This window comes from Hoeflea marina (assembly GCF_003182275.1).
Taxonomy (GTDB): Bacteria; Pseudomonadota; Alphaproteobacteria; order Rhizobiales; family Rhizobiaceae; genus Hoeflea; species Hoeflea marina.
The window spans coordinates 153,758-175,539 of record NZ_QGTR01000005.1 but is presented as its reverse complement, the minus strand read 5'-3'; the positions used below and the strand labels follow the sequence as shown (position 1 = coordinate 175,539).

Here is a 21,782-nt window from a genome sequence, read left to right as displayed (position 1 = left end):
AGTAGCGCTTTAGGGCGCTGACGGATCTGTCCGGGCAAACCGGAACGCCAGATCCGCTACCTTAACAGGGAGTTTTGTAACGCATGACGATCCAGCAAAAAAAGTCTTCCCAGCGCCATGGTTTCCGGACCGGTGAATCCATTGTCTATCCGGCGCACGGCGTCGGTCAGATCGTGACCATCGAAGAGCAGGAAGTGGCCGGCCACAAGCTCGAGCTTTTCGTCATCGATTTCGAAAAAGACAAGATGCGGTTGAAGGTGCCGGTCGCCAAGGCGTCCTCCATCGGCATGCGCAAGCTTTCGGAAACCGATTATGTCGAACGCGCACTCAAGGTCGTTCAGGGCCGGGCCCGCATCAAGCGCACCATGTGGTCGCGCCGTGCGCAGGAATATGATGCGAAGATCAATTCCGGCGATCTGATCTCGATCGCGGAAGTGGTGCGCGACCTGTACCGCGCCGAGAACCAGCCAGAGCAGTCCTATTCCGAGCGCCAGCTCTATGAGGCGGCACTGGACCGGATGGCCCGGGAAATCGCAGCCGTCAACAAGCTCTCCGATACCGAATCGGTTCGCCTCGTCGAGACCCATCTCAACAAGGGTCCGAAGCGCGGCAAGCCGGGCGAGGAAGAGGCAGTTGCAGACGCCGGCGCTGAAGGCGCCGACTCGCCATCGAACGCCCAGGAAGAGGCAGCCTGATCGGGTTGTGATTTCGAAGCAGACGCTCAAGCCCGGCTTCGGCCGGGCTTTTTGCGTTCGCATTGCTCAGTATGGAGCCGAGTGCTCTCCACTTCGTGATCGCGGGGGTGAAACTTTTCCCGGCGGGTTTCGTTCCTCCTATGATCCGCGATCAGGCTGTGGCCCGCAAGCCGGCGTGAAAGGCGTGTCGCCCGACATTGAGTCGACAGCTGGTCTGCGGGTTTTTCGACGTGCCCGGACCGATCCAGCAATTGGAGAGTGCCATGAAAGCAGTTTCGGCAGACCGGCAGATGGTGCGTGCGGCAATGGCCGCCCCCTATCTCGAACGCGACGAGGAGCACGCACTCGCCGTTCGCTGGAAGGACAACCACGACCAGGCTGCGCTGCACAAGATTACCATGTCGCATATGCGGCTGGTGATCTCGATGGCGTCGAAGTTCAGGAATTTCGGCCTGCCGCTCAATGATCTGATCCAGGAGGGTCATGTCGGCCTGCTGCAGGCTGCTGCTCGCTTCGAGCCCGACCGCGAGGTTCGGTTCTCGACCTATGCCACCTGGTGGATCCGGGCCTCGGTGCAGGATTACATTCTGCGCAACTGGTCGATCGTTCGCGGCGGCACGAGTTCGGGCCAGAAATCCCTGTTCTTCAATCTCCGGCGTCTGCGCGCCCGCATGGCGCAGGCCGATCCGGACCTGCCCGACAGCGCCATCCACAGCCAGATCGCCAATGCGCTGGGTGTCCATGCCAAGGATGTCGCCGTGATGGCCGCGCGCCTGTCGGGATCGGATTCGTCGCTGGACGCACCCGTCGCCGACGGCGAGAGCGGCGCATCCTCGGAACGGATGGACTTCCTCAGGAGCGAGGCACCCTTGCCCGATGAACAGGTCTCCACGATGATCGACGAGGAGCGGCGCCATTCCTGGCTGGGAAATGCGCTCGATACGCTCAATCCGCGCGAACTGCGGATCATCCGGGAACGGCGCCTGGCCGAGGACGGCGCGACGCTTGAATCGCTGGGCGAATCCCTCGGCATCTCCAAGGAGCGCGTCCGGCAGATCGAGACCCGTGCGCTCGAGAAGCTGAGAACCGTGCTGATGCGCGAGACACCGGAAATCGCCGGCCTCTAATGCATGTCGCCCGAAAGTGTGCAGCGGTTTCGGGACCACGACATGGATAAACAAAGAGGTAAAGCACATCGCGTGAATCTGAATTCACGCGATGTGCTTTAGACACGGCCGGCGCTTGAAGCGTCAACTGTCCGCCGGAGCCGCGAGCTGTGATTTCAACCGCCCCGACTGTTCCAGAAACTGGCAGCGTGGACAGACGTGCCGCCATCGAACCGCGCGTTCAAGGGGCGTCGCCAGTCTAACCGACCGACACCGCTGCCGTCGAAGCACTCCGAATTCTTGATCTGTCACATTGTTCGAATGACAAAGTGAAAGTCGCTTCATCTGGAAGTGCCCCAACGTCCGGCCGGCTGTTCACTCCGATATGAACTTGAGCCGGTCGCCTGGCCGGACCACGGAGTTCGGCCCCATCGCGTTGATCAATCGGAAGAGTTCGGCCTTTCTGTCGGTGCCGCGCATGCGCGCCGAAAGACTTGCGACCGTGTCGTTGGCGGCGGAAACCAGGATGCGGATGCGCAGTGGCTGCAGCGACTGCATCTCTCCGGCCGTCAGCTGCCGGAAGCTCGAACGCACCGCGTCGGCGGTGGGCGTCAGCGCTGCGGAGCCGTTGGGGGCGGCGGTCAGGAAGCGATAGATTCGGTCCTTGACCTTGACCACGGAGATGTCGAAATCCCACTGGTCGGCGCTGGCCCGCGCCGTGGCGGCGGGCAGGCCGCCGATCGTCGTTTCCCTGACGGATCCCGGCACCAGCCCGCTGACCCAGCCGCTGCCGATATAGGCGACAAGATCGCGGCTGGACGCTTCGGTCACCCCGTCAAACCGGATGGCGATGTCGCCGGGGCCGGTCGCAAGGACTGCCTCGGCCTTGTTGTCGATGCGGAAGCCCTCCGGCACTTCGAAGCGCACGCCGAGAACCGGATGCAGGAACTCCTTGCCGCGGACATAGCCCTCCTTGGGGCTGTCGCCGTAAAGAAGTCCATTGATGCCGTCGAGATAATAGTCCCGTCCGCGGTCCACCGAGCCTTCCGGCCCGAAGGCGCGGGCATGGCTGCGCGCCAGTTCGACCCGCTGCGGTGCATTGGGGTGACTGGAGAGGAAGTCGAGGCTCTGGTCGGCCGAGGCATCGACCGAGGTGAAGTGGCTGTAGGCATCCATGGATTCCAGAAACCTGGCGGCGGCATAGGGATCGTAGCCGGCCTGGCCAAGCATCCGCACGCCGATCACGTCGGCCTGCAGTTCCTGATTGCGCGAAAACGCCGCCAGCCGCAGCTTGCCGCGGGCAATGGCCTGCTTGCCGGTCAGGCCGTCGGTGAGAACTTCGGAGGCGACGCGGTCGTTGAGCGCCTCGGCCTGTTCGCGCTGGCGCCGTTCGATGCCGTGGTTTGCCGTCACATGCGCCATCTCGTGGGCGAGCACGGCCGCGACCTCGGAGGCGTCGTTGGCCAGAGCCAGCAGACCGCGGGTGACATAGAGATAGCCGCCCGGCAGCGCGAAGGCGTTGACGGCGGGAGAATTGAGCACCGTGATCCGGTAGGCCTGCTGCGGATTCTCCGACACGACGGTGAGGGCGCCGACAATGCGGGCAAGCAGCTTCTCCGTCCGCTCGTCGCGGTACTCGCCCCCGTAGCTTGCCAGGATGCGCGGGTGTTCGGACGCGCCGATGCGGGTCCGCGGATCCGCCTGCCCGGCACGCTCGGCGGTCTGCGGCGAATCCGACGGCTTCACGGTCGCCAGATACACATCCGACCCGAGCGTCTGGCAGCCTGCCAGGAGCATCCCGACCACCAGCAGCGTCGCAGGCGCGTGGACGCGGCGGAAGCGCGGGGACGGCGATGGCATGTCAAGCGCGGAGATTTGCGGCATGGTATCCGGAAACTGGTTCAGCCGGTTCCGGTGGGCGCCCGGCAGCTCAAAGGTGATCGTCGGCGTCAGATCAGCCTGTCTAGCGTGATTCAGACAGGCGATCCAGTGGCATCGTCCGGCGACCAAATTGTGGCGGTGCCGCACAACGGCGTCATTCGCACCACATTTGCCCCCTTGTCGTCAGGTCCCTCGCTGCCGGCAAGCGCTCAGTCGGGCGCACCGGAGCCGAGATAGTGGCGCAGCGCCGGGATGTCGCTGCGCTCGAAAAAGCCTGCCAGCGGCGCGTCGGCGGCAATGCGCCCGCGGTCGACGAACAGAACCCGGTCGGCCGCCGCACGCGCCTCGGCGGGTTCATGGGTGACCATGAGCACCGTGGCGCCGACTTCGGCGCGTATTTCCAGCATCAGGGACAACATCTCTGCCGCCAGTCCCGGTCCGAGCCCGTCAAACGGCTCGTCGAGCAGCAGCAGCGGCTTGCGGCGGGCGAAGGCGCGGGCGAGCGCGACGCGCTGGCGCTCGCCGCCGGACAGGGTGCCTGGCTTGCGGCGGCCGAAACCGGCCAGCCCGACGCGCTCCATCGCCGCCTCGATCACCGCATTCTCGGCCCTGCCCAGCCGCAGGGCCGGATCGAGACCGAGAGCGATGTTGGTGCGGATGTCGAGATGGGCAAACAGGTTGTTGTCCTGGAAGACCATCGAGACGCCGCGACCGGCAGGCGGAAGCGCGGTGACGTCGCGCCCGTTGACGAACACCTGGCCCTGGTCAGGGGCAAGGAAGCCGGCGATCAGATTGAGCAAGGTCGACTTGCCGGCGCCGGAGGGCCCGAGGACCGCCGTGACGCTCCCCGTCTCGCGGCTGAAGGAAAAAGCCACTCCGGCGTTCCCGAGCGCGTGGGTGACATGGCGCAGTTCGATGGCTGAAGCGTTCATGGCCTGGCGGCCTCGCGGCCGGCGCCGGTGCGGTCGGAAAGTGCCATCAGCCCCATGCAGAGAACGGCAAGGATGAGGGCGATTCCGGCCGCGTCCGCGGTGCGATAGCTGCCCATCTTCTGCAGCAGCAGCCAGGGCAGGGTGACAATGCGATCGCCGCCGAAGAGGGCGACGGCGCCGAGATCGCCGAGCGACAGCGCCATGGCGAAGGCGAACGCGGTGGCCAGCGGCCTGGCGAGGGCGGGAAGATCGACCCGGCGCAGGCGGTTGATGCCGGTCACGCCGAGGGAAAGGCACAGGCGACCGTTTCGGCTCATGGCGGTCCGGTGCGCGGGTTCGATGACGCGGATGACGAAAGGCAGCGCCATCATGGCGTTGATGAGCACGATGATCATCAGCGGCAGCGCCAGGGCGCGGGTGGCGCCGGACAGAAGCAGGAACCAGCCGGCGCCCATGACCACCGGCGGAGCCAGAAGGACCAGCGAGCCCGCAATGCCGGCCAGCCAGGAGAGGATGCGACCGGCAAACGCGGTTTGCGATTCGGCCACGGAATGGCGCGCCCGCACGAGCAGCAGGGCAAGCATCGTCGATGTCGCCGCGGCGGCGGCTGCTACCGCGAGACTGGTGAGGATCGCCCGCCAGAGCAGCGCGTCCGTCAGGATCCGGACAAGATCCGCGCGCAGTCCCGCCACCAGCGTGGCGGCCAGCGGGGCAATCACGAACAGGGCGGAGGCCAGGATCAGCACACGATCGGCCAGGGCGGGAAGGCCCGGGGCAACATCCGGTCGGGCCGGCGACAGGCCCAGTTGCGGTGCTTCCTCGGCGGGTGACTTCAGCACACGCAGGGCGATCAGCACCGCCGAGGTCAGCGCGATCTGCACCAGCGCCAGCAGGACGGCGCGCGGCGGATCGAAGTCGAAGCGCAGGGCCTGGTAGATGGCCACCTCCAGCGTCGTGGCCGCCGGCCCGCCGCCGAGCACCAGTACCAGCGTGAACGAGGTGACGCAGAGCATGAACACCAGGCCGGCCGCTCCGCCGGCGAGTTGCGCGATCGCCGGCCATTCAATCAGGCGGAAGACGTTCGCCCGGGTCATGCCGAGGATCGCGGCATTCTTCCAGTACTCGGCCGGCAGCCGCTCCAGCCCCATCAGCATCAGCCTGGTCGCCAGAGGCAGATTGAAAAACACATGCGCCATCAGGATCCCAGACAGACCGTAGATCGAGACGGGCTGGTCCACGCCGAGCCGCAGCAGGCCGGCATTGACGATGCCCTGGCGGCCCCAGACGACGATGAGGCCAAGGGCCGCGACCAACGGCGGCAGTCCGAGCGGGATGGCGAACAGGCGGAGGAGCAAGCTTCTGCCGGGCAGCGCGGGATGCCGGGCCAGGGCGCGGGCGAGCGGAATGGCAAGCGCGATCGACAGCGCCGTGGACAACCCCGCCTGCAGCAGGGTGAAGCGGGTGATGCGCAGCAGATAGGGGTCGACGCCGAAGCCCGCGCCGGTGCTTCCGGCGAGAAGCGCCGCCACCGGGATTCCGATGGCGGCAGCCAGCAGGCCGATGCCGAACCAGCCGCCAAGGCGGGCCGCGCGATGTTCGGCCGGTGTCAGCATCGGGCCCGGCTCATTTGCTCATGGCTTCCTGCCATTCATCGACCCATGCCTTGCGATGGGCCGCCACCTCGTCGGACGGCAGCAGCAGATCCTTCGTCGGCTTGACCAGCCGCTCGAAAGGCTCGGGCAGCGGCTCGCTGGTGGGAGCAGCCGGCATCATCCAGTTGTTGGTGGCAATCGTGTCCTGGAAGCCGGTGGTGAGCATGAAGGCCAGGAACTGCCGTGCCAGATCGGGCTCGGGCGCCGCCTTGAGGATGCCGGCCACCTCGATCTGCAGGTACTGACCCTCGGAAAAACTGGCCGCCTGGTAGCGGTCGCTGTCCTCGGCGATCATGTGATAGGCCGGCGAGGTGACATAGGACAGCACCATCGGCGCCTCGCCGCTGGTGAACAGGCCGTAGGCTTCCGACCAGCCCGGGGTCACGGTCAGGACGCGGTCCCTGAGCATGGCCCAGGCTGCGGCGGAATCATCGCCGTAGATTGCCTTGACCCATAGCAGCAGGCCGAGACCAGGGGTCGAGGTGCGCGGATCCTCGATGACGATCTTCTGCGAGGGGTCTCCCTCAACCAGTTCCTTCAGGCTCGACGGCGGCGTCTTGATGGCCTGGGTGTCGTAGACGACGGCGAAATGGCCGTAGTCGTAGGGCACGAAGACATCATCGGCATATCCGCCCGGCACGGAGACGGCGGATGTATCGATGTCGTGCGGTGCGAACAGGCTGGTGGCCTTGGCTTCGGTGACCAGGTTCGTGTCCAGCCCGAGCACAACCCCGGCCGCGGCCTTGTCGCCTTCGAGCTTGAGGCGGTTGAGCAGCGCCACGCCGTCGGCGACGCCGACCCAGTCGAGCCTGCATCCGCAATCGGCCTCGAAGGCCTGCTTCACCTTGGGGCCGGGACCCCATTCGGCGATGAAACTCTCATAGGTGTAAACGGTGAGCGTGCGGTCATCCGCATGGGCCGCAAGCGGCACCAGGCCGGCGGTGCCGATCAGGGTGAACAGGGGGAAAAACAGTGATGGTTTGCGCATATGCGCCTCCTATGTTGAAAAAACAGGAAATAGGCGCTGTGCAGGCGTCTAATCCCTCCGCCGGTACAAACCGGATCAGGTTCTTCGGGTTGGCAACCTGCCTCTCAGCACGGTCTTGCGACCGGGCACCCCGTTAGAGCATCCAAAGAGATAGAATTTCTCCGCGGCTCTGGCAAGCTCCGCAAAAGCTGCTATTGGCTGTCGCAGATGGAAAAGATCTCAACATTTGCGATCCTGCTCGGCGGCGGGCTGAAAGTGGACGCCCGCGTGACGGCCCTGGTCGCGGGCGCTCGCGCCATTGCCGCCGATGGCGGAATCGGCCATGCGGCGGCCCTCGGCCTCGTGCCCGAATTGTGGGTGGGCGACTTCGATTCGGTGACTCCCGAGCTCGAAGCGGCCTGGTCCGCGGTGCCCCGGCAAGCCTTTCCGGCGGCCAAGGACCTCACCGACGGCGAGATCGCCATCAACGAGGCCATCAGCCGCGGCGCCCGCAGGCTGATCATGATCGGCGCACTGGCCGGCGAGCGCTCCGACCATGCGCTGGTGCACATGCTGCAGGCAGTGACGCTGGCCGAACGCGGTTTCGAGGTGGTGCTGTCGTCGGGCGAAGAAGAGGCGGTGCCGGTGCTTGCAGGCGTCACCAGACTGTCGCTGCCCGGCGGATCGCTGTTTTCCATCCTTGCCCTGTCCGATCTGGTCGACCTCGGCATCGCAGGCGCCAGATACCCGCTCGACCGGGTGCAGATCCCGTTCGGGTCCTCGCGGACCCTGTCCAATGCCGCAACCGGCGACGTCGCCATTCAGCTGAAGGCCGGGCGCGGCTTGCTGATTTCGCGGCCGCATGATTTTTCCGGAGTCTGACCATGGCACCCCCAATTCTGAAACTCGACAAGATCATGCTGTCCTTCGGCGGTGCGCCGCTGCTCGATGGCGCCGACCTGCAGGTGGAGCCGGGCGACCGGATCTGCCTGGTTGGGCGGAACGGCTCGGGCAAGTCGACGCTGCTCAAGATTGCCGCCGGCCTGGTCGAGCCGCAGTCCGGCGAGATCTTCCGGCATCCGTCCGCCACCATCCGCTATCTGCCGCAGGCGCCGGATCTCGAAGGCTTTGCCAGTGTGCGGGCCTATGCGGAGGCGGGTCTGGGACCCAATGACGACCCGCACCGGGTGACCTATCTGCTCGACCACCTGGAGATCTCCGGCGACGCCGAACCGGCTAACCTGTCCGGCGGCGAAGCGCGGCGCGCGGCGCTGGTGCGGGCGATGGCGCCGGAGCCGGACATCCTGCTGCTCGACGAGCCGACGAACCATCTCGACCTGCCGGCAATCGAATGGCTGGAAGGCGAGTTGCAGCGCACCCGTTCGGCGCTGCTGCTGATCTCCCATGACCGGCGCTTTCTCGAGCGCACCAGCCGGGCCACCGTCTGGCTCGACCGCGGCATCGCCCGGCGGCTCGATCGCGGATTTGCTCATTTCGAGGAGTGGCGCGACCAGGTGCTGGAAGCCGAGGAAATGGAGCAGCACAAGCTCGGCCGCCAGATCGAGCGCGAGGAGCACTGGTTGCGCTACGGTGTGACCGCCCGGCGCAAGCGCAACATGCGGCGACTGTCGCAGCTGCACGACCTGCGCAGCGATTTCCGCGGCCACAAGGGCGCCCAGGGCAAGGTCTCGGCGACCACCGCCGAGGGCCGCGAATCCGGCAAGCTGGTGATCGAGGCGGAGGGCATCAACAAGAGCTTTGACGGCAAGACGGTGGTGGAGGATTTCTCCATGCGCATCAACCGCGGTGACTGCATCGGCCTGGTCGGGCCGAACGGCGCCGGCAAGACGACGCTGCTGAAGATGCTGATCGGGGAACTCGAGCCCGATTCCGGCTGGGTGCGGCAGGGAACCAAGCTCGACGTGGCGGTGCTCGACCAGAAGCGCGCCTCGCTCAACCCGGAGGAGACGCTGGCCCACTACCTTACCGACGGACGCGGCGAGACGCTGCTGGTCAATGGCGAGCAGAAGCATGTTACCGGCTACATGAAGGACTTCCTGTTCGCGCCCGAGCAGGCGCGGACACCGATCAGGAACCTGTCGGGCGGCGAAAAGGCCCGGCTGATGCTGGCCCGCATCCTCTCGCGGCCCTCGAACCTGCTGGTGCTCGACGAGCCGACGAACGATCTTGACATGGAGACGCTGGACCTGCTGCAGGAGCTGGTTTCGGGCTATCCAGGCACCGTGATCCTGGTCAGCCATGACCGCGACTTTCTCGACCGCACGGTGACATCGGTTCTCTCGCTTGCCAACCCGTCGGCGCCCGACGGACGCTGGATCGCCTATGCCGGCGGCTACACCGACATGATGACCCAGCGCGCTGGCGCGGCCAAGGAAGTCCGCCAGCAGCAGGCGGCGGCGCGCAATGCCGCCAAGGCTCCCGCGCTGCCGAAGCCCGCGACGCAGCCGGCGATGTCGTCGTCGGGCCGGAAGCTGTCCTACAAGCAGAAATTCGCGCTGGAGACACTGCCCAAGCAGTCGGCCGAAATCCAAGACAAGATCGGCGCAGTCGAGGCCAGGATGGCGGATCCCGCGCTGTTCAACCGCGACCCGGACGGCTTTGCCAAGCTCGCCGCCCAGCATGAGAAGCTCAAGCGGGAACTCGAAGCCACGGAAACGGAGTGGCTGGAACTCGAGATGCTGCGCGAACAGGTCGAGGGCAACTGATCGCGACCATCCGTTCCGGAAGCGCCTGCCAGCCTGACGGCTCAGCCGGCAGGGGTGACGGCGCGGACGATGAATGTGTGCAACTCGTCGGCACCATGGTCGCGGATGGAGAGATATTCCCCCGCCCTGAAAACGTGGTTTGAGAGCCGAAATCCGGATTCGTCGTCGGCGAGGGTGGTCGGATCGTAGTCGAACGCCCAGCCGCCGCGGTTGTGGACGAGATGGCCGAGGGCGGCGCGCTCGCCATCCCAGAAGCGGACGACGGCGGATGCCGCGGGATTTCTCTTCCAGGCCGCGGCATCCAGATGGCCTTCGCCGTCCAGTGGAGCGGTGATGTCATAGCCCCGGTTCACATTGCCCTCCGGAAAGTCCTTGTTGCGGGCCATTTCCAGGCGAATATGGTAGAGTGTCATCCGATGTCTCCTCGAACCGTGACTTTCAAAACAAGGTGATGATGCCGTCGCCGGGCATCGCGCGCCTTGATCTGGCGCAATCGGAGGGCGGTATCGGGTTGCGTCGCAGCGGCAGATATGGTGAGCAGGATCCTGAGTTCGATCCGGGGCAGAGTTGGAACAAAGATGAAATTCACGGGTACCGAAACCTATGTGGCCGACAAGGATCTGACGATCGCGGTCAACGCAGCCATCGCGCTGGAGCGGCCGCTGCTGGTCAAGGGCGAGCCGGGCACCGGCAAGACCGAGCTGGCCCGCCAGGTGGCAGGCTCGCTCGGGCTGGACCTGATCGAATGGTCGGTGAAATCGACCACCAAGGCGCAGCAGGGCCTGTACGAATACGACGCGGTCAGCCGGCTGCGCGACAGCCAGCTCGGCGACGGCCGGGTCAGCGACATCTCCAACTACATCCGGCGGGGAAAGCTGTGGGAGGCCTTCGCGTCCGACCGCAAGGTCGTGCTGCTGATCGACGAGGTGGACAAGGCCGACATCGAATTTCCCAACGATCTGCTGCAGGAACTCGATCGCATGGAGTTCTTCGTCTACGAGACCGGTGAAACGGTGAAGGCGCTGCAGCGGCCCATCGTGATCATAACGTCCAACAACGAGAAGGAGCTGCCTGACGCGTTTCTGCGGCGCTGCTTCTTCCACTACATCCGCTTTCCCGACATGGAAACGCTGCAGCGCATCGTCGATGTGCATTACCCCGGCATCAAGGCCTCGCTGGTGCGGGCGGCACTGACGCAGTTCTACGAGATCCGGGAGACGGCGGGTCTGAAGAAGCGGCCTTCCACGTCCGAGGCTCTGGACTGGATCCGGTTGCTGGTGGCCGATGATGTCGAGCCCGAGACGCTGCGCGGCGATGCCAAGAGTGCGCTGCCAAAACTGCATGGCGCGCTGCTCAAGAACGAGCAGGATGTGCACCTGTTCGAGCGGCTGGCGTTTCTGGCGCGGCAAAGAGGCGGCTAATTTTCGCTAAGGTAATGAATTGGCGACATTTTGGTGCCAGGTTGGCGACAGGAAACGCGAAAGGCGCATGCACTTGATTATTGCCAACCTGACATATCAATGGCTCGGGCCAGCGGTATTGGTATCCGCAGGTCTGGCATTCCTGACATTGTATGTCTTTGACACAAGGCAGGTTTCGGCCCTGAGACTGTCCGGCGCGTATGTGGTCGCCGCTGTCGGCTTCGCCCAGATCATGCTGGTCGGCGGCGACCTGCGGATGGCCAATCATTCCATCGTCCAGTCCTGCCTGTTCCTCAGCCATTTCCTGCTCGTCTGGGGCGTGTTCACGCTCTATCGGCGGAGCTTCCCATGGCTGCTGTTCGGATCGGCAGCCCTGGTTGCGATGATCCTCATCGTCTACACGAATTTCGACGGATCGATGTTCTGGCTGCGGGTGACGACGGCCAACGCCTTCATGGCCTTTGTCTACGCCATCTGCGGGCTGCAGGCCTGGCGGCTTCGCAGCCACCGGGTCGATGCGGTCATCGCCGCGATCTTCCTGGTTCAGGTCGCGCTGACCACCGGGCGCGTCCTGCAGCTGTATCTGCCGGGCGCCGAGACGATGACGCCCGAGAATTTCGGCAGCGCCTATTTCGCCGCGGCCGTGCAGACATCGAATGCGCTGTTTGCCATCGGCATCGGCATGGCTCTGTTCGCGCGCTATTGCGTCGCGGTGCTGGTCAGGCTCAACCGATTGGCCGAGACGGATCCGCTCACCGGACTGCTCAATCGGCGGGCCTTCGAGGCTGCCGCCGAGGCGCTGCGCGTGGCGTCGGCGCCGTTGCCGACCGGCCTGATCATCTGCGATATCGACCATTTCAAGCAGGTCAACGACACGCACGGGCACGACGCTGGCGACACGGCTCTCGTTGCCTTCGCCGGGCTGATACAGCGGGTGGCGGGCGCGAAGGCTGTCTGCACCCGGCTCGGGGGCGAGGAATTCTGCGTGCTCCTGGCGGACTCGAGCGGCGAGATGACGAGGTTGGCGGCAACCCGGCTCAGGGTCGCCACGGAAACGCTGCGTATCGCCACCGGCGGCAGGCCGCTGCAGATGACGGCGAGCTTCGGCTATTGCGAGCTGTCGCCGGATGCCGACCTTCGCGCCGCCATGGCGGCCGTCGACGCGGCCGTCTACCAGGCGAAACGGGACGGGCGCAATCTGGTGCGGGTGGCGGAGCTGAAGCCGGCGGTCGGGCCCGGAGAGATGCTTGTTCTTGACCCGACCCGGGCAACTGGCTAATTTCCCGGTGTTGTGGTGATTTGGCCGGTCGGCTTGCAGCCACGTTAAATAAGTCGCTAAAGGGACCGAAGGAGATCGCTCCATTGGCAACCGGTTGGCGGCTATCCGTTAGCCGGTTTTTTGGAGTTTGCCCGTCATGCCCATCCGAATTCCAGACGGTCTGCCAGCCCGCGATCTGCTGGTCCGCGAAGGCGTGCAGATTCTCGATGAGTCCGTGGCCGTGCGCCAGGACATCCGACCGCTGCAGATCGGCCTGCTGAACCTGATGCCGAACAAGATCGCCACCGAAGCGCAGATCGCGCGGCTGATCGGCGCCTCGCCGCTGCAGGTGGAGCTGACGCTGGTGCGCATCGGCTCGCACCAGGCGAAGAACACGCCGGAAGAGCATCTGATCAATTTCTATCACACCTGGGACGAGGTGAAGGATCGCAAGTTCGACGGCTTCATCATCACCGGAGCGCCCATCGAACTGCTTGAGTTCGAGGACGTCGGCTACTGGCGCGAACTCGAGAAGATCCTCGACTGGACGACGACGAATGTGCAGTCCAGCTTCTTTGTCTGCTGGGGGGCGATGGCGGCGGCCTGGCATTTCCACCGCGTGCCCAAGCATGCGCTGGCGGAAAAGGCCTTCGGCGTCTACCGGCACCGCAATCTCAATCCGGCCTCGCCTTATCTTGCCGGGTTCTCCGATGATTTCCAGATCTCGGTGTCGCGCTGGACCGAGGTGCGGCGGCAGGATCTCGTGCCCCAGCTTGAAGTGCTGATGGAATCGGCGGAGACCGGGCTCTGCCTGCTGCACGAGGCCTACGGCAACCGGCTCTACATCTTCAATCACATCGAGTATGATTCCGGCACGCTGGCGGAGGAGTATTTCCGTGACGTGAAGGCCGGCACGCCGATCAAGGTTCCGCACAACTATTTCCCCGGCGACAATCCGGAGAACAAGCCGCTCAACCGCTGGCGCAGCCACGCCTTCCTGCTGTTCGGCAACTGGATCAATCAGGTCTACCAGACGACGCCGTTTGACATCAATGATATCGGCACGGACCGATAGGGAGAGCGCGCATGACCTCCGAACTGACGATCCGCCCCATCGTGGCCAGTGACGAAGCCGAATGGCGGCGGCTGTGGACGGGGTATCTGACGTTCTATGAGACCACCCTGCCGGAAGAGGTCTATCAAACGACGTTTGCGCGGATGCTCGCCGGCAACAGCGGAACGGCCAACGAATTCCGCGGCCTGGTCGCCGAGAGAAATGGAACGCCCTGCGGGCTGGTGCACTACGTGTTCCACCGTCATGGCTGGAAGATCGAGAATGTCTGCTATCTGCAGGACCTGTTCGCCGATCCCGCGGTGCGCGGCAGCGGCGTCGGCCGGGCGCTGATCGAGGCGGTGTATGCCGCAGCTGACGCAGAGGGTTGCCCATCGGTGTATTGGCACACCCAGACCTTCAACGAGACGGCTCGGAAGCTTTACGACAGAATCGGCACGCTGACGCCGTTCATCATGTACAAGCGGGGCTGATTGCGGCCGGCGCCGGGGCGGCGATGGCAAATGACGCCTGGCGGCTTCCTGTTGCCGACCGTGCCGGTTGACGCACCCCCGCGGCGGGACCATATTGGCCGAAATAGCCAAATTGTCCACTATTTCATTGAGGTCCGCGATGAAAGTCATGCAGGCGACCGACGCCAAGAACCAATTTGGCAAGTTGCTGGAGGATTCCCTGGTTGAGCCAATCCTCATCCGGAAGAACGGACGGGACGTGGCTGTGCTCCTGTCCAAGGCCGAGTATGACCGGTCCCATGCCCAGGCGTCGAAAAGGGATCTCGTGATGCGCTATCATGAGGAGAGCATTGAGGCCTATTCCGCAGTCTATGAAGCACTGGCCAAATAGGCCGAGTCGATGGCTGACACCGTCTATCTGGATATTGAGGACGTGATGGCCATCCATGCCCGCCAGCTCGAACGCTTCGGAGGCGCGGGCGGGATTCGCGACGCAGGGCTTGTGGACTCCGCTGTCCGGCGGCCGCAGTCGGGCTACTACAGCGACCTCATTGAGGAGGCCGCCGCCCTGTGGGAGAGCCTGACGGGCAATCATTGTTTTGTCGATGGCAACAAACGGGTGGGATTTGCCTGCGCTCATGTCTTTCTGAGACTGAATGGTCATAAATTGTCGGCACCGGAGGACGAAATCATTCGCTTCATCTACGCCAGCCTTGAAGCGCGGAGCTTCGACAAGGACACACTGGATCGTTGGCTTCGCCGCCATGCGCGGACGGTGTAGGCGATGTTCCTGCCCTTCTTCCTTGAGCTCAAGGCCGGCAAGGTGCCGGTCTCGCTGCGCGAATACCTGACCCTTATCGAAGGCCTCGATGCGGGCCTGGTGCAGTTCGACATCGAGGGGTTCTACTATCTGGCACGCGCCACGCTGGTAAAGGACGAACGCCACATCGACCGCTTCGACCGGGTGTTCTCGCAGTATTTCCGCGGTGTCGAGGCGGTCCCGGGCGAGGGTGGCGTCGATGTCGCCAATCTTCCCGAGGAATGGCTGAGGCGGCTGGCGGAAAAGGTGCTCAGCGACGAAGAGAAGAAGCTGGTCGAGAGCCTCGGCGGCTTTGACAGGCTGATGGAGACGTTGAAAAAGCGGCTTGAGGAGCAGAAGGCGAGGCACCAGGGCGGCTCGAAATGGATCGGCACGGCCGGCACCTCGCCCTTCGGTGCGCATGGCTACAATCCCGAGGGCGTCCGCATCGGCCAGGACGAGAGCCGCAACCGGCGCGCGGTCAAGGTCTGGGACCGGCGGGAATTCCGCAATCTCGACGATTCGGTCGACCTCGGCACCCGCAACATCAAGGTCGCGCTCAGGCGCCTCAGGCGCTGGGTGCGGCAGGGCGCGGCCGAGGAGTTCGACCTTTCGGGCACGATCCAGTCGAGCGCCGAACATGGCTGGCTCGACGTCAAGACCCGACCGGAACGGCGCAATGCGATCAAGCTTCTGATGTTCTTCGACATCGGCGGCTCGATGGACGATCACGTCAAGGTGGTGGAAGAGCTGTTCTCGGCGGCGCGGAGCGAGTTCCGGCACATGGACTTCTACTATTTCCACAATTGTCTCTATGAGGCCGTCTGGCGCGACAACCGGCGCCGACGCGAGGAGCGTGTGGCGACCGAAGAGCTGATCCGCACCTTCGGCTCCGACTACCGGGTGATCTTCGTCGGCGATGCGGCGATGAGTCCCTATGAGATCATCATGCCCGGCGGTTCGGTGGAGCACTGGAACGAGGAGCCGGGACAGCTCTGGCTGACCCGCCTGCTGGATCATTTTCCCAAGGCCGCCTGGCTCAACCCGACGCCCCAGGCCTACTGGCAACATACCCAGTCGACAGCCATCCTCCGGCAGCTTCTGGGCGACCGGATGTATCCGATGACGCTGCAGGGACTGGAAGCCGCCACCCGGCAACTCACCCGCTGAGTCTGTCGCGCTGGGTCCAGTTGAATGAAATCGACGTGCCCCGGCCTTGCATGGTCCGCCATTTGGGGGCATGCCGTCAGCCAGCCCTTTCAGCCAGCAGTGCAGGAGACTAGCCATGACCAGTGCCAATCCGTTCCTCAAGCAAGCCAATCTGATCGACGGGCAGTGGGTGCAGGCCGATTCGGGCGCCACCTTCGACGTGATCAATCCGGCCAACGGCAAGGTGATCGGCAACGTTCCGGAGTCCGGCGCAGCCGAGACCCGGCGGGCGATCGAGGCGGCGCATGCGGCCTTTGCCAGCTGGAAGCGGACTTCGGCGGCCCATCGCGCCGGACTGATGCGCAAGCTGCACGACCTTATCCTTGCCAACCAGGAAGACCTGGCCAAGCTGCTGACGCTCGAGCAAGGCAAGCCGATCGCCGAGGCGCGCGGCGAGGTCGGCATGTCGGCGGCCTATATCCTCTGGTATGCCGAGGAGGCGCGACGCGTCTACGGCGACACGATTCCGTCGAGCTGGGCCGATCGCCGAATGATGGTGATCAAGGAGCCGGTCGGCGTCATCGCCGCCATCACGCCGTGGAATTTTCCGTCCTCGATGCTGGCGCGCAAGATCGGCCCGGCACTGGCGACGGGCTGCACCGCGGTGGTCAAGCCCGCGGAGGCAACGCCCTATTCCGGCCTGGCCTGGGGACTTCTGTGCGAGCAGGCAGGCATCCCAGCCGGCGTCATCAACATCGTTACCGGAACGCCGGCGCCGATCGGAGGCGAGATGACCGGCAATCCGCTGGTGCGCAAGATCACCTTCACGGGCTCGACCGGCACCGGCAAGATCCTGCTCAGGCAGGCCGCCGACACGGTCAAGAAAGTGTCGATGGAACTCGGCGGCAATGCGCCCTTCATCGTCTTCGACGACGCCGATCTGGACCGCGCCGTGGACGGCGCCATGGCCGCCAAATACCGCAATGCCGGCCAGACCTGCGTGTGCACCAACCGGTTCTACGTCCAGGCCGGCATCTATGACGCCTTTGTCGAGCGGCTCACCGACATGTCGGCCAAGCTGACCGTCGGCGACGGGATGGAGGCCGGCGTGGTGCAGGGCCCGATCATCAACGAAATGCAGATCGGCAAGATCGAGGAGCTGGTCTCCGACGCGGTCGGCAAGGGCGGACGCGTGACCGTCGGCGGCAACCGGCACAAGCTCGGCGGCACCTTCTACGAGCCGACTGTGATCGCCGATGCCAGCGCCGACATGCGGATCGCGCGCGAGGAAGTTTTCGGTCCGGTGGCGCCGGTCTTCAAGTTCGACAGCGAGGAGGAAGCGGTGGCGGCGGCCAATGCCACCGAATACGGACTGGCCTGTTATTTCTACACTCGGGATCTGGGACGCACCTATCGCGTCATGGAGGGCCTGAAATACGGCCTGATCGGCGTCAACGAAGGCGTCATCACCGCCGTCGAGGCGCCGTTTGGCGGGCTCAAGGAATCGGGACTGGGCAAGGAAGGCGGACATCAGGGGATCGAGGAGTATCTCGATTCCAAATATGTCTGCATCGGCGGGCTGGGACTTTGACAGCCATGGAAATCGAAGATTTCGGCAGCACCGACGCCGGCGAGCCCGTCCGCCGGATCACGCTGTCCGGCGGCGGCCTGACGGCCAGGATCATGACCTGGGGGGCAACCCTGCAGGACCTGCGGCTCGACGGTCATGCCGCACCGCTGACGCTCGGATTTCCCGATTTCGCCAGTTATCCGCTGCATTCGCCCTATTTCGGCGCCACGCCCGGACGGTATGCCAACCGGATCGCGGGCGGGCGCTTCACACTCGACGGCACGACCCACCATCTGGACCTGAACGAGAACGGAGTCACCCATCTTCATGGCGGCAGCGCCGGCATCTCCCGCCGGATCTGGACGATCGAGGCCCATGGCGCCGACTTCGCCGAGTTCGCCATCATCGACCCGGACGGCCAGTCCGGGTATCCGGGCACCTGCCGCATCACCGCCCGGTATGAACTGGGCGCCGGCGGCAGGCTGTCCATCACCTACCGGGCGCAGACCGATCGGCCGACCATCGCCAACATCGCCCATCACAGCTATTTCAATCTCGACGGCACGGATTCGATCCTTGACCATGAGGTGATGATGGCCGCTGATCACTATCTGCCGACCGATGCCCTGCAGATCCCGACCGGCGAGATCGCGCCGGTGGCCGGCACTGATTTCGATTTCCGCGAGATGCGGTCGATCCGGCGTCTCGATGGCGGCGGTCGACAGGTCGACTATGACCACAATTTCTGCCTGGCCGGAGAGCGCGGACCGGTCCGTTCGGTGGCGCTGGTGCGCTCGCTCAGTTCCGGCGTGGCCATGGAAGTGCGCAGCGGGGAGCCGGGCGTGCAGTTCTACACCGGCTTCAAGATTTCACCGTCAGCACCCGGCCTGTCCGGCAAGCCCTATGGACCCTCTGCCGGGTTATGCCTGGAAACCCAGGTCTGGCCCGACAGCCCGAACCATCCGGCCTTTCCGCAGGCGGTTCTTCGGCCCGGCCAAACACTGGTCCAGCATACCGATTACATCTTCATGATGAGCTGAGAAGCGCCCGCCGGCGAAGCCGGCGGCAGGCTGCGGCTCAATCCAGCAGCAGCCGGTTGACCACGCGCGGGGGATCGCCGGGATTGGGGCCGGGCTCGATGATGATCGCCTCGCCCTCGCGCGGCACGGTTCCGGTGATCGCACTGATCAGCACCGGATGGGTGATCATCAGCTGATTGCCATAGCCGTTGAAATTGTCCACCGCCGCAATGAGTTCGGGCGGGATGAAGCCCGGCTTGGTATCCGCGGCGGGCGGATTGAGCCACGGCCTGGTCTCGACCCTGTCCTCGCCAAATCCCAGTTCCGCAGTCACCAGGGCGCGGCAATACTCTCCCGAAAGCACCGCGTTGAGCGCGACGGCGCGCGCGGCAAAGCGCATCGAGATCCGGCGCGCCTCCTGGATGCCGCGGTCGGACAGGGGCCTGCGGTTGGCGCAGTCACCGATGTCGAGGCGGCGGGGTTCGCCGGTTCCAGATGTGCGGGCATGTCCGAGCAGGATGGTGTAGCCCCCCTGGGCGAGCCTCGCCCACGCGGCTTCGGTGGCCCTGGCCGGAGCAGCGAAGCTCGGCAGCAGCAGAAGCAGGGCGCCAAAAATAACACCAACCGTTTTTCTTGTTATCATCAGTGCAATCTAATGGCTTTTCCCAACTATGTAAGGGGCAGGGCGCCGCATGCCGCCGGAGGCAGGAGTCCATCGGGCGTTTCAGCGCAGATTGACCGAATAATGCAGGTCGCGGCTGATGCAGCGGGACCAGCGAAGCTCGACCGGCCGGTCCTCGAGATCGCGGGCGACACGGCTGATCAGAAGCAGCGGCTCGCCCTTCTCGCAACCGAGCTTGCGCGCGTCGCGGCCGCTGGCGGCAATGGCCTTGAGGCGTTCGCCGGCGCTGGCGATGGTGATGCCCCAGCGTTCGGAATAGAGCCGGTAGACATTGTTGGGGATCTCCGTCAGCTCGCCGAAGCCGGGAAAGCGGTCGGCGGGCAACGTGATGGTCTCGACCAGCATCGGCTGGCCGGCAAGCGAGCGAATGCGCTCGATGCGCCAGACGTCGCCGCCTTCCTCGATGCCGAGCGCCGTTGCCTCGGCCTTGGTGGCCCTGGCGGAGCCGTGGCTGATCACCCGGGAATCGGGAAAGCTGGCGATGCCCACATCCGGCACCAGCCGGTAGAACTGAAAGAGAATTCGGCTCTCCTCCGGCTCCGCCACGAAGGTGCCCCGGCCCTGCCGTCGGATGAGCATGTTGTCGGCCGTCATGGAATCGAGCGCCTTGCGCACGGTGCCCTGGCTGACATTGAGCTGGCGGGCGAGTTCCATCTCGCTGGGAAGCGGCATGCCCGGCGCCCAGGTTCCGTCGACCAGCCGCCTGACCAGCCGGTCGCGCACCTGGGCGTAGAGCGGCTTGAAGCCGATCTCGTCGGCCGGGCTCTTGTCGGTGTCGGGTGTCATTTTTCCTCGCCTTCTGTCAATTCCTTAGCGGCCCGCGGTTGACATTGCCAGCTTCTGTATCTTATGTCTTATATAAGACCTGTCCAGTGGGCAGGTGGGAAATTCACGCTTTTCATGACCGGGAGGATAGATTGACCATACCGCAACTGCTTGTTCACGATCGCAAGGACAATGTCGGCGTCGTCGTCGTCGAGGGCCTTGCCGCAGGCACGAAGATGCTCTGCGTCATCACGCACGACAATTCCAGCTTCGAACTGGAAGCCAATGCCGACGTGCCGATCGGCCACAAGGTCGCTCTCACCGACATCAAGTCGGGCGAGACCGCCATCAAATATGGCGAGGACATCGGCAAGTTCGTCGCCGACGTCAGGAAGGGCGATCACGTCCACACCCACAATCTCAAGACCAAGCGTTGGTAGGAGCGGCTCCCATGGCATCGAAATATTCCAATCTCACATTCATGGGCTACCGGCGCGAGAACGGCCGGGTCGGTGTGCGCAATCACGTCATCATCCTGCCCGTGGATGACATCTCGAATGCGGCCTGCGAAGCGGTCGCCAACAACATCAAGGGCACGATGGCGCTGCCGCACGCCTATGGACGGCTGCAGTTCGGCGAGGACCTCGACCTGCATTTCCGCACCATGATCGGCACCGGCGCCAATCCGAACGTCGCCGCCGTGGTGGTCATCGGCATCGAGCCCGGCTGGACCAAGAAGATCGCCGACGGCATCGCCTCCACCGGCAAGCCGGTTGCAGCCTTCTCCATCGAGCAGAACGGCGATCTGAAGACCATCATGGACGCTTCGCGCGCGGCCAAGGACTTCGTGCATTTCGCCTCCGAGCTGCAGCGCGAGGAATGCTCCGTGTCGGAGCTGTGGGTCTCGACCAAGTGCGGCGAGAGCGACACCACGACCGGTCTCGGCTCCTGTCCGACGGTGGGCAACATGTACGACAAGCTGCTGCCGGAAGGCATCTACGGCTGCTTCGGCGAGACCTCGGAGATCACCGGTGCCGAGCACATCTGCAAGGCCCGAGCCATCAACGAGGAGGTCGGCGACCGCTGGTACAAGATGTGGGAAGCCTACCAGAACGACGTCATCTTCGCCCACCAGACAGACGACCTGTCGGATTCCCAGCCGACCAAGGGAAACATCGAGGGCGGCCTGACGACGATCGAGGAGAAGGCTCTGGGCAATCTCGAAAAGATCGGTCGCACTTCGCAGTACATCGACATTCTCGAGCCGGCCGAGCAGCCGCGGTCGGGCAAAGGCCTGTATTTCATGGATTCCTCGTCGGCGGCGGCGGAATGCGTGACGCTGATGGCCGCTGGCGGCTATGTCGTCCACACCTTCCCCACGGGCCAGGGCAACGTGGTCGGCAACCCGATCGTGCCGGTGATCAAGATCACCGCCAATCCGCGCACGGTCCGCACCATGGGCGAACATGTGGACGTGGATGTCTCAGGCATCCTGCGCCGCGACATGACCATCGACGAGGCCGGAGACAGCCTTATTGACATGATCATCCGTACGTCGAATGGTCGCTCGACAGCCGCGGAGGCGCTCGGCCATCGGGAGTTCTCGATGACCAAGCTCTATCGCAGCGCCTGAGGC

22 protein-coding genes and 2 riboswitches are annotated in these 21,782 nt (G+C 64.6%); of the genes, 15 read left to right on the top strand and 7 right to left on the bottom strand.

The features are described 5' to 3' along the window. Positions 1 to 83 precede the first annotated feature (83 nt). Positions 84 to 695, top strand: coding sequence for a CarD family transcriptional regulator (locus tag DFR52_RS19080; RefSeq protein WP_245415401.1), 612 nt, complete (start codon positions 84 to 86; stop codon positions 693 to 695). A 263-nt stretch (positions 696 to 958) separates the two neighbouring features. Next, complete coding sequence (locus DFR52_RS19075; RefSeq protein WP_110033614.1) at positions 959 to 1,822, top strand: RNA polymerase factor sigma-32; 864 nt, start codon at positions 959 to 961, stop codon at positions 1,820 to 1,822. Between the two features lie 354 nt (positions 1,823 to 2,176). Here the strand turns inward: DFR52_RS19075 and DFR52_RS19070 are convergent, their stop codons facing one another. The 4 genes from DFR52_RS19070 to thiB form a co-directional block, all read right to left on the bottom strand. Beyond that, positions 2,177 to 3,661 (bottom strand): M48 family metalloprotease, encoded by a 1,485-nt coding sequence (locus tag DFR52_RS19070; RefSeq protein ID WP_110033781.1) that lies wholly within the window; start codon positions 3,659 to 3,661, stop codon positions 2,177 to 2,179. A gap of 230 nt (positions 3,662 to 3,891) precedes the next feature. Further along, the gene (locus DFR52_RS19065) at positions 3,892 to 4,614 is read right to left on the bottom strand and encodes a thiamine ABC transporter ATP-binding protein (RefSeq protein ID WP_110033613.1); all 723 of its coding nucleotides are present in this window, start codon (positions 4,612 to 4,614) and stop codon (positions 3,892 to 3,894) included. Then, positions 4,611 to 6,227, bottom strand: coding sequence for a thiamine/thiamine pyrophosphate ABC transporter permease ThiP (locus DFR52_RS19060; RefSeq protein ID WP_110033612.1), 1,617 nt, complete (start codon positions 6,225 to 6,227; stop codon positions 4,611 to 4,613). The genes DFR52_RS19065 and DFR52_RS19060 overlap by 4 nt, the downstream gene beginning before the upstream one ends. 10 nt (positions 6,228 to 6,237) lie before the next feature. Then, positions 6,238 to 7,254: a thiamine ABC transporter substrate binding subunit gene (thiB, locus tag DFR52_RS19055; RefSeq protein WP_110033611.1), complete on the bottom strand. Its 1,017-nt coding sequence runs from the start codon at positions 7,252 to 7,254 to the stop codon at positions 6,238 to 6,240. Positions 7,255 to 7,289: 35 nt separating this feature from the next. After that, positions 7,290 to 7,397, bottom strand: a riboswitch (TPP riboswitch). A gap of 64 nt (positions 7,398 to 7,461) precedes the next feature. Here thiB and DFR52_RS19050 point away from each other — a divergent pair. Both DFR52_RS19050 and DFR52_RS19045 read left to right on the top strand, forming a co-directional pair. Continuing rightward, positions 7,462 to 8,115 carry a thiamine diphosphokinase gene (locus DFR52_RS19050; protein WP_110033610.1) on the top strand — a complete coding sequence of 218 codons (654 nt, stop codon included), beginning with the start codon at positions 7,462 to 7,464 and terminating at the stop codon, positions 8,113 to 8,115. Between the two features lie 2 nt (positions 8,116 to 8,117). Next, the gene (locus tag DFR52_RS19045) at positions 8,118 to 9,959 is read left to right on the top strand and encodes an ABC-F family ATP-binding cassette domain-containing protein (protein ID WP_110033609.1); all 1,842 of its coding nucleotides are present in this window, start codon (positions 8,118 to 8,120) and stop codon (positions 9,957 to 9,959) included. A gap of 41 nt (positions 9,960 to 10,000) precedes the next feature. Here the strand turns inward: DFR52_RS19045 and DFR52_RS19040 are convergent, their stop codons facing one another. Beyond that, a complete protein-coding gene (locus DFR52_RS19040) occupies positions 10,001 to 10,372 on the bottom strand; it encodes a hypothetical protein (RefSeq protein WP_110033608.1) in 372 nt (123 codons plus the stop codon). 165 nt (positions 10,373 to 10,537) lie between these two features. On the opposite strand from DFR52_RS19040, the gene DFR52_RS19035 reads away from it, so the two are divergent. The 9 genes from DFR52_RS19035 (at position 10,538) to DFR52_RS18995 (ending at position 18,720) form a co-directional block, all read left to right on the top strand. Further along, positions 10,538 to 11,380: an AAA family ATPase gene (locus tag DFR52_RS19035; RefSeq protein WP_110033607.1), complete on the top strand. Its 843-nt coding sequence runs from the start codon at positions 10,538 to 10,540 to the stop codon at positions 11,378 to 11,380. Positions 11,381 to 11,528: 148 nt separating this feature from the next. Continuing rightward, a complete protein-coding gene (locus DFR52_RS19030) occupies positions 11,529 to 12,659 on the top strand; it encodes a GGDEF domain-containing protein (protein WP_158285002.1) in 1,131 nt (376 codons plus the stop codon). 2 nt (positions 12,660 to 12,661) lie between these two features. Beyond that, positions 12,662 to 12,740, top strand: a riboswitch (SAM riboswitch). A 55-nt stretch (positions 12,741 to 12,795) separates the two neighbouring features. After that, positions 12,796 to 13,713: a homoserine O-succinyltransferase gene (locus DFR52_RS19025; protein WP_110033605.1), complete on the top strand. Its 918-nt coding sequence runs from the start codon at positions 12,796 to 12,798 to the stop codon at positions 13,711 to 13,713. An 11-nt stretch (positions 13,714 to 13,724) separates the two neighbouring features. After that, positions 13,725 to 14,183: a GNAT family N-acetyltransferase gene (locus DFR52_RS19020; RefSeq protein WP_110033604.1), complete on the top strand. Its 459-nt coding sequence runs from the start codon at positions 13,725 to 13,727 to the stop codon at positions 14,181 to 14,183. A 139-nt stretch (positions 14,184 to 14,322) separates the two neighbouring features. Continuing rightward, positions 14,323 to 14,553: a type II toxin-antitoxin system prevent-host-death family antitoxin gene (locus DFR52_RS19015; RefSeq protein WP_110033603.1), complete on the top strand. Its 231-nt coding sequence runs from the start codon at positions 14,323 to 14,325 to the stop codon at positions 14,551 to 14,553. 9 nt (positions 14,554 to 14,562) lie between these two features. Next, positions 14,563 to 14,943, top strand: coding sequence for a type II toxin-antitoxin system death-on-curing family toxin (locus tag DFR52_RS19010; RefSeq protein ID WP_110033602.1), 381 nt, complete (start codon positions 14,563 to 14,565; stop codon positions 14,941 to 14,943). Between the two features lie 3 nt (positions 14,944 to 14,946). After that, a complete protein-coding gene (locus tag DFR52_RS19005; RefSeq protein WP_110033601.1) occupies positions 14,947 to 16,131 on the top strand; it encodes a vWA domain-containing protein in 1,185 nt (394 codons plus the stop codon). A 115-nt stretch (positions 16,132 to 16,246) separates the two neighbouring features. Beyond that, on the top strand, positions 16,247 to 17,701 hold the full coding sequence (locus tag DFR52_RS19000) for an NAD-dependent succinate-semialdehyde dehydrogenase (RefSeq protein ID WP_110033600.1): 1,455 nt from the start codon (positions 16,247 to 16,249) through the stop codon (positions 17,699 to 17,701). 5 nt (positions 17,702 to 17,706) lie between these two features. Beyond that, positions 17,707 to 18,720, top strand: a complete 1,014-nt coding sequence (locus DFR52_RS18995) for an aldose epimerase family protein (RefSeq protein WP_110033599.1) — start codon at positions 17,707 to 17,709, stop codon at positions 18,718 to 18,720. Positions 18,721 to 18,757: 37 nt separating this feature from the next. On the opposite strand, the gene DFR52_RS18990 is transcribed toward DFR52_RS18995, so the two are convergent. Beyond that, on the bottom strand, positions 18,758 to 19,342 hold the full coding sequence (locus DFR52_RS18990) for a histidine phosphatase family protein (RefSeq protein WP_110033598.1): 585 nt from the start codon (positions 19,340 to 19,342) through the stop codon (positions 18,758 to 18,760). A gap of 81 nt (positions 19,343 to 19,423) precedes the next feature. Beyond that, positions 19,424 to 20,167 (bottom strand): GntR family transcriptional regulator, encoded by a 744-nt coding sequence (locus DFR52_RS18985; RefSeq protein WP_110033597.1) that lies wholly within the window; start codon positions 20,165 to 20,167, stop codon positions 19,424 to 19,426. 131 nt (positions 20,168 to 20,298) lie between these two features. On the opposite strand from DFR52_RS18985, the gene DFR52_RS18980 reads away from it, so the two are divergent. Both DFR52_RS18980 and DFR52_RS18975 read left to right on the top strand, forming a co-directional pair. Then, complete coding sequence (locus DFR52_RS18980; RefSeq protein ID WP_110033596.1) at positions 20,299 to 20,586, top strand: UxaA family hydrolase; 288 nt, start codon at positions 20,299 to 20,301, stop codon at positions 20,584 to 20,586. 11 nt (positions 20,587 to 20,597) lie between these two features. Then, positions 20,598 to 21,779 (top strand): UxaA family hydrolase, encoded by a 1,182-nt coding sequence (locus DFR52_RS18975; protein WP_110033595.1) that lies wholly within the window; start codon positions 20,598 to 20,600, stop codon positions 21,777 to 21,779. Positions 21,780 to 21,782: the final 3 nt, after the last annotated feature.

Excerpts from the sequence above, each read along its gene's own strand:
- DFR52_RS19080 (WP_245415401.1), top strand. The coding sequence starts at position 84 with ATGACGATCCAGCAAAAAAAGTCTTCCCAGCGCCATGGTTTCCGGACC.
- DFR52_RS18995 (WP_110033599.1), top strand. The coding sequence starts at position 17,707 with ATGGAAATCGAAGATTTCGGCAGCACCGACGCCGGCGAGCCCGTCCGC.
- DFR52_RS19005 (WP_110033601.1), top strand. The coding sequence starts at position 14,947 with ATGTTCCTGCCCTTCTTCCTTGAGCTCAAGGCCGGCAAGGTGCCGGTC.
- DFR52_RS18975 (WP_110033595.1), top strand. The coding sequence starts at position 20,598 with ATGGCATCGAAATATTCCAATCTCACATTCATGGGCTACCGGCGCGAG.
- DFR52_RS18985 (WP_110033597.1), bottom strand. The coding sequence starts at position 20,167 with ATGACACCCGACACCGACAAGAGCCCGGCCGACGAGATCGGCTTCAAG.
- DFR52_RS19065 (WP_110033613.1), bottom strand. The coding sequence starts at position 4,614 with ATGAACGCTTCAGCCATCGAACTGCGCCATGTCACCCACGCGCTCGGG.
- DFR52_RS18990 (WP_110033598.1), bottom strand. The coding sequence starts at position 19,342 with ATGATAACAAGAAAAACGGTTGGTGTTATTTTTGGCGCCCTGCTTCTG.
- DFR52_RS19045 (WP_110033609.1), top strand. The coding sequence starts at position 8,118 with ATGGCACCCCCAATTCTGAAACTCGACAAGATCATGCTGTCCTTCGGC.
- DFR52_RS19060 (WP_110033612.1), bottom strand. The coding sequence starts at position 6,227 with ATGCTGACACCGGCCGAACATCGCGCGGCCCGCCTTGGCGGCTGGTTC.
- DFR52_RS19010 (WP_110033602.1), top strand. The coding sequence starts at position 14,563 with ATGGCTGACACCGTCTATCTGGATATTGAGGACGTGATGGCCATCCAT.
- DFR52_RS19035 (WP_110033607.1), top strand. The coding sequence starts at position 10,538 with ATGAAATTCACGGGTACCGAAACCTATGTGGCCGACAAGGATCTGACG.
- DFR52_RS19015 (WP_110033603.1), top strand. The coding sequence starts at position 14,323 with ATGAAAGTCATGCAGGCGACCGACGCCAAGAACCAATTTGGCAAGTTG.
- DFR52_RS19000 (WP_110033600.1), top strand. The coding sequence starts at position 16,247 with ATGACCAGTGCCAATCCGTTCCTCAAGCAAGCCAATCTGATCGACGGG.
- DFR52_RS19075 (WP_110033614.1), top strand. The coding sequence starts at position 959 with ATGAAAGCAGTTTCGGCAGACCGGCAGATGGTGCGTGCGGCAATGGCC.
- DFR52_RS19020 (WP_110033604.1), top strand. The coding sequence starts at position 13,725 with ATGACCTCCGAACTGACGATCCGCCCCATCGTGGCCAGTGACGAAGCC.
- DFR52_RS19040 (WP_110033608.1), bottom strand. The coding sequence starts at position 10,372 with ATGACACTCTACCATATTCGCCTGGAAATGGCCCGCAACAAGGACTTT.
- DFR52_RS19025 (WP_110033605.1), top strand. The coding sequence starts at position 12,796 with ATGCCCATCCGAATTCCAGACGGTCTGCCAGCCCGCGATCTGCTGGTC.
- thiB (WP_110033611.1), bottom strand. The coding sequence starts at position 7,254 with ATGCGCAAACCATCACTGTTTTTCCCCCTGTTCACCCTGATCGGCACC.
- DFR52_RS19050 (WP_110033610.1), top strand. The coding sequence starts at position 7,462 with ATGGAAAAGATCTCAACATTTGCGATCCTGCTCGGCGGCGGGCTGAAA.
- DFR52_RS19070 (WP_110033781.1), bottom strand. The coding sequence starts at position 3,661 with ATGCCATCGCCGTCCCCGCGCTTCCGCCGCGTCCACGCGCCTGCGACG.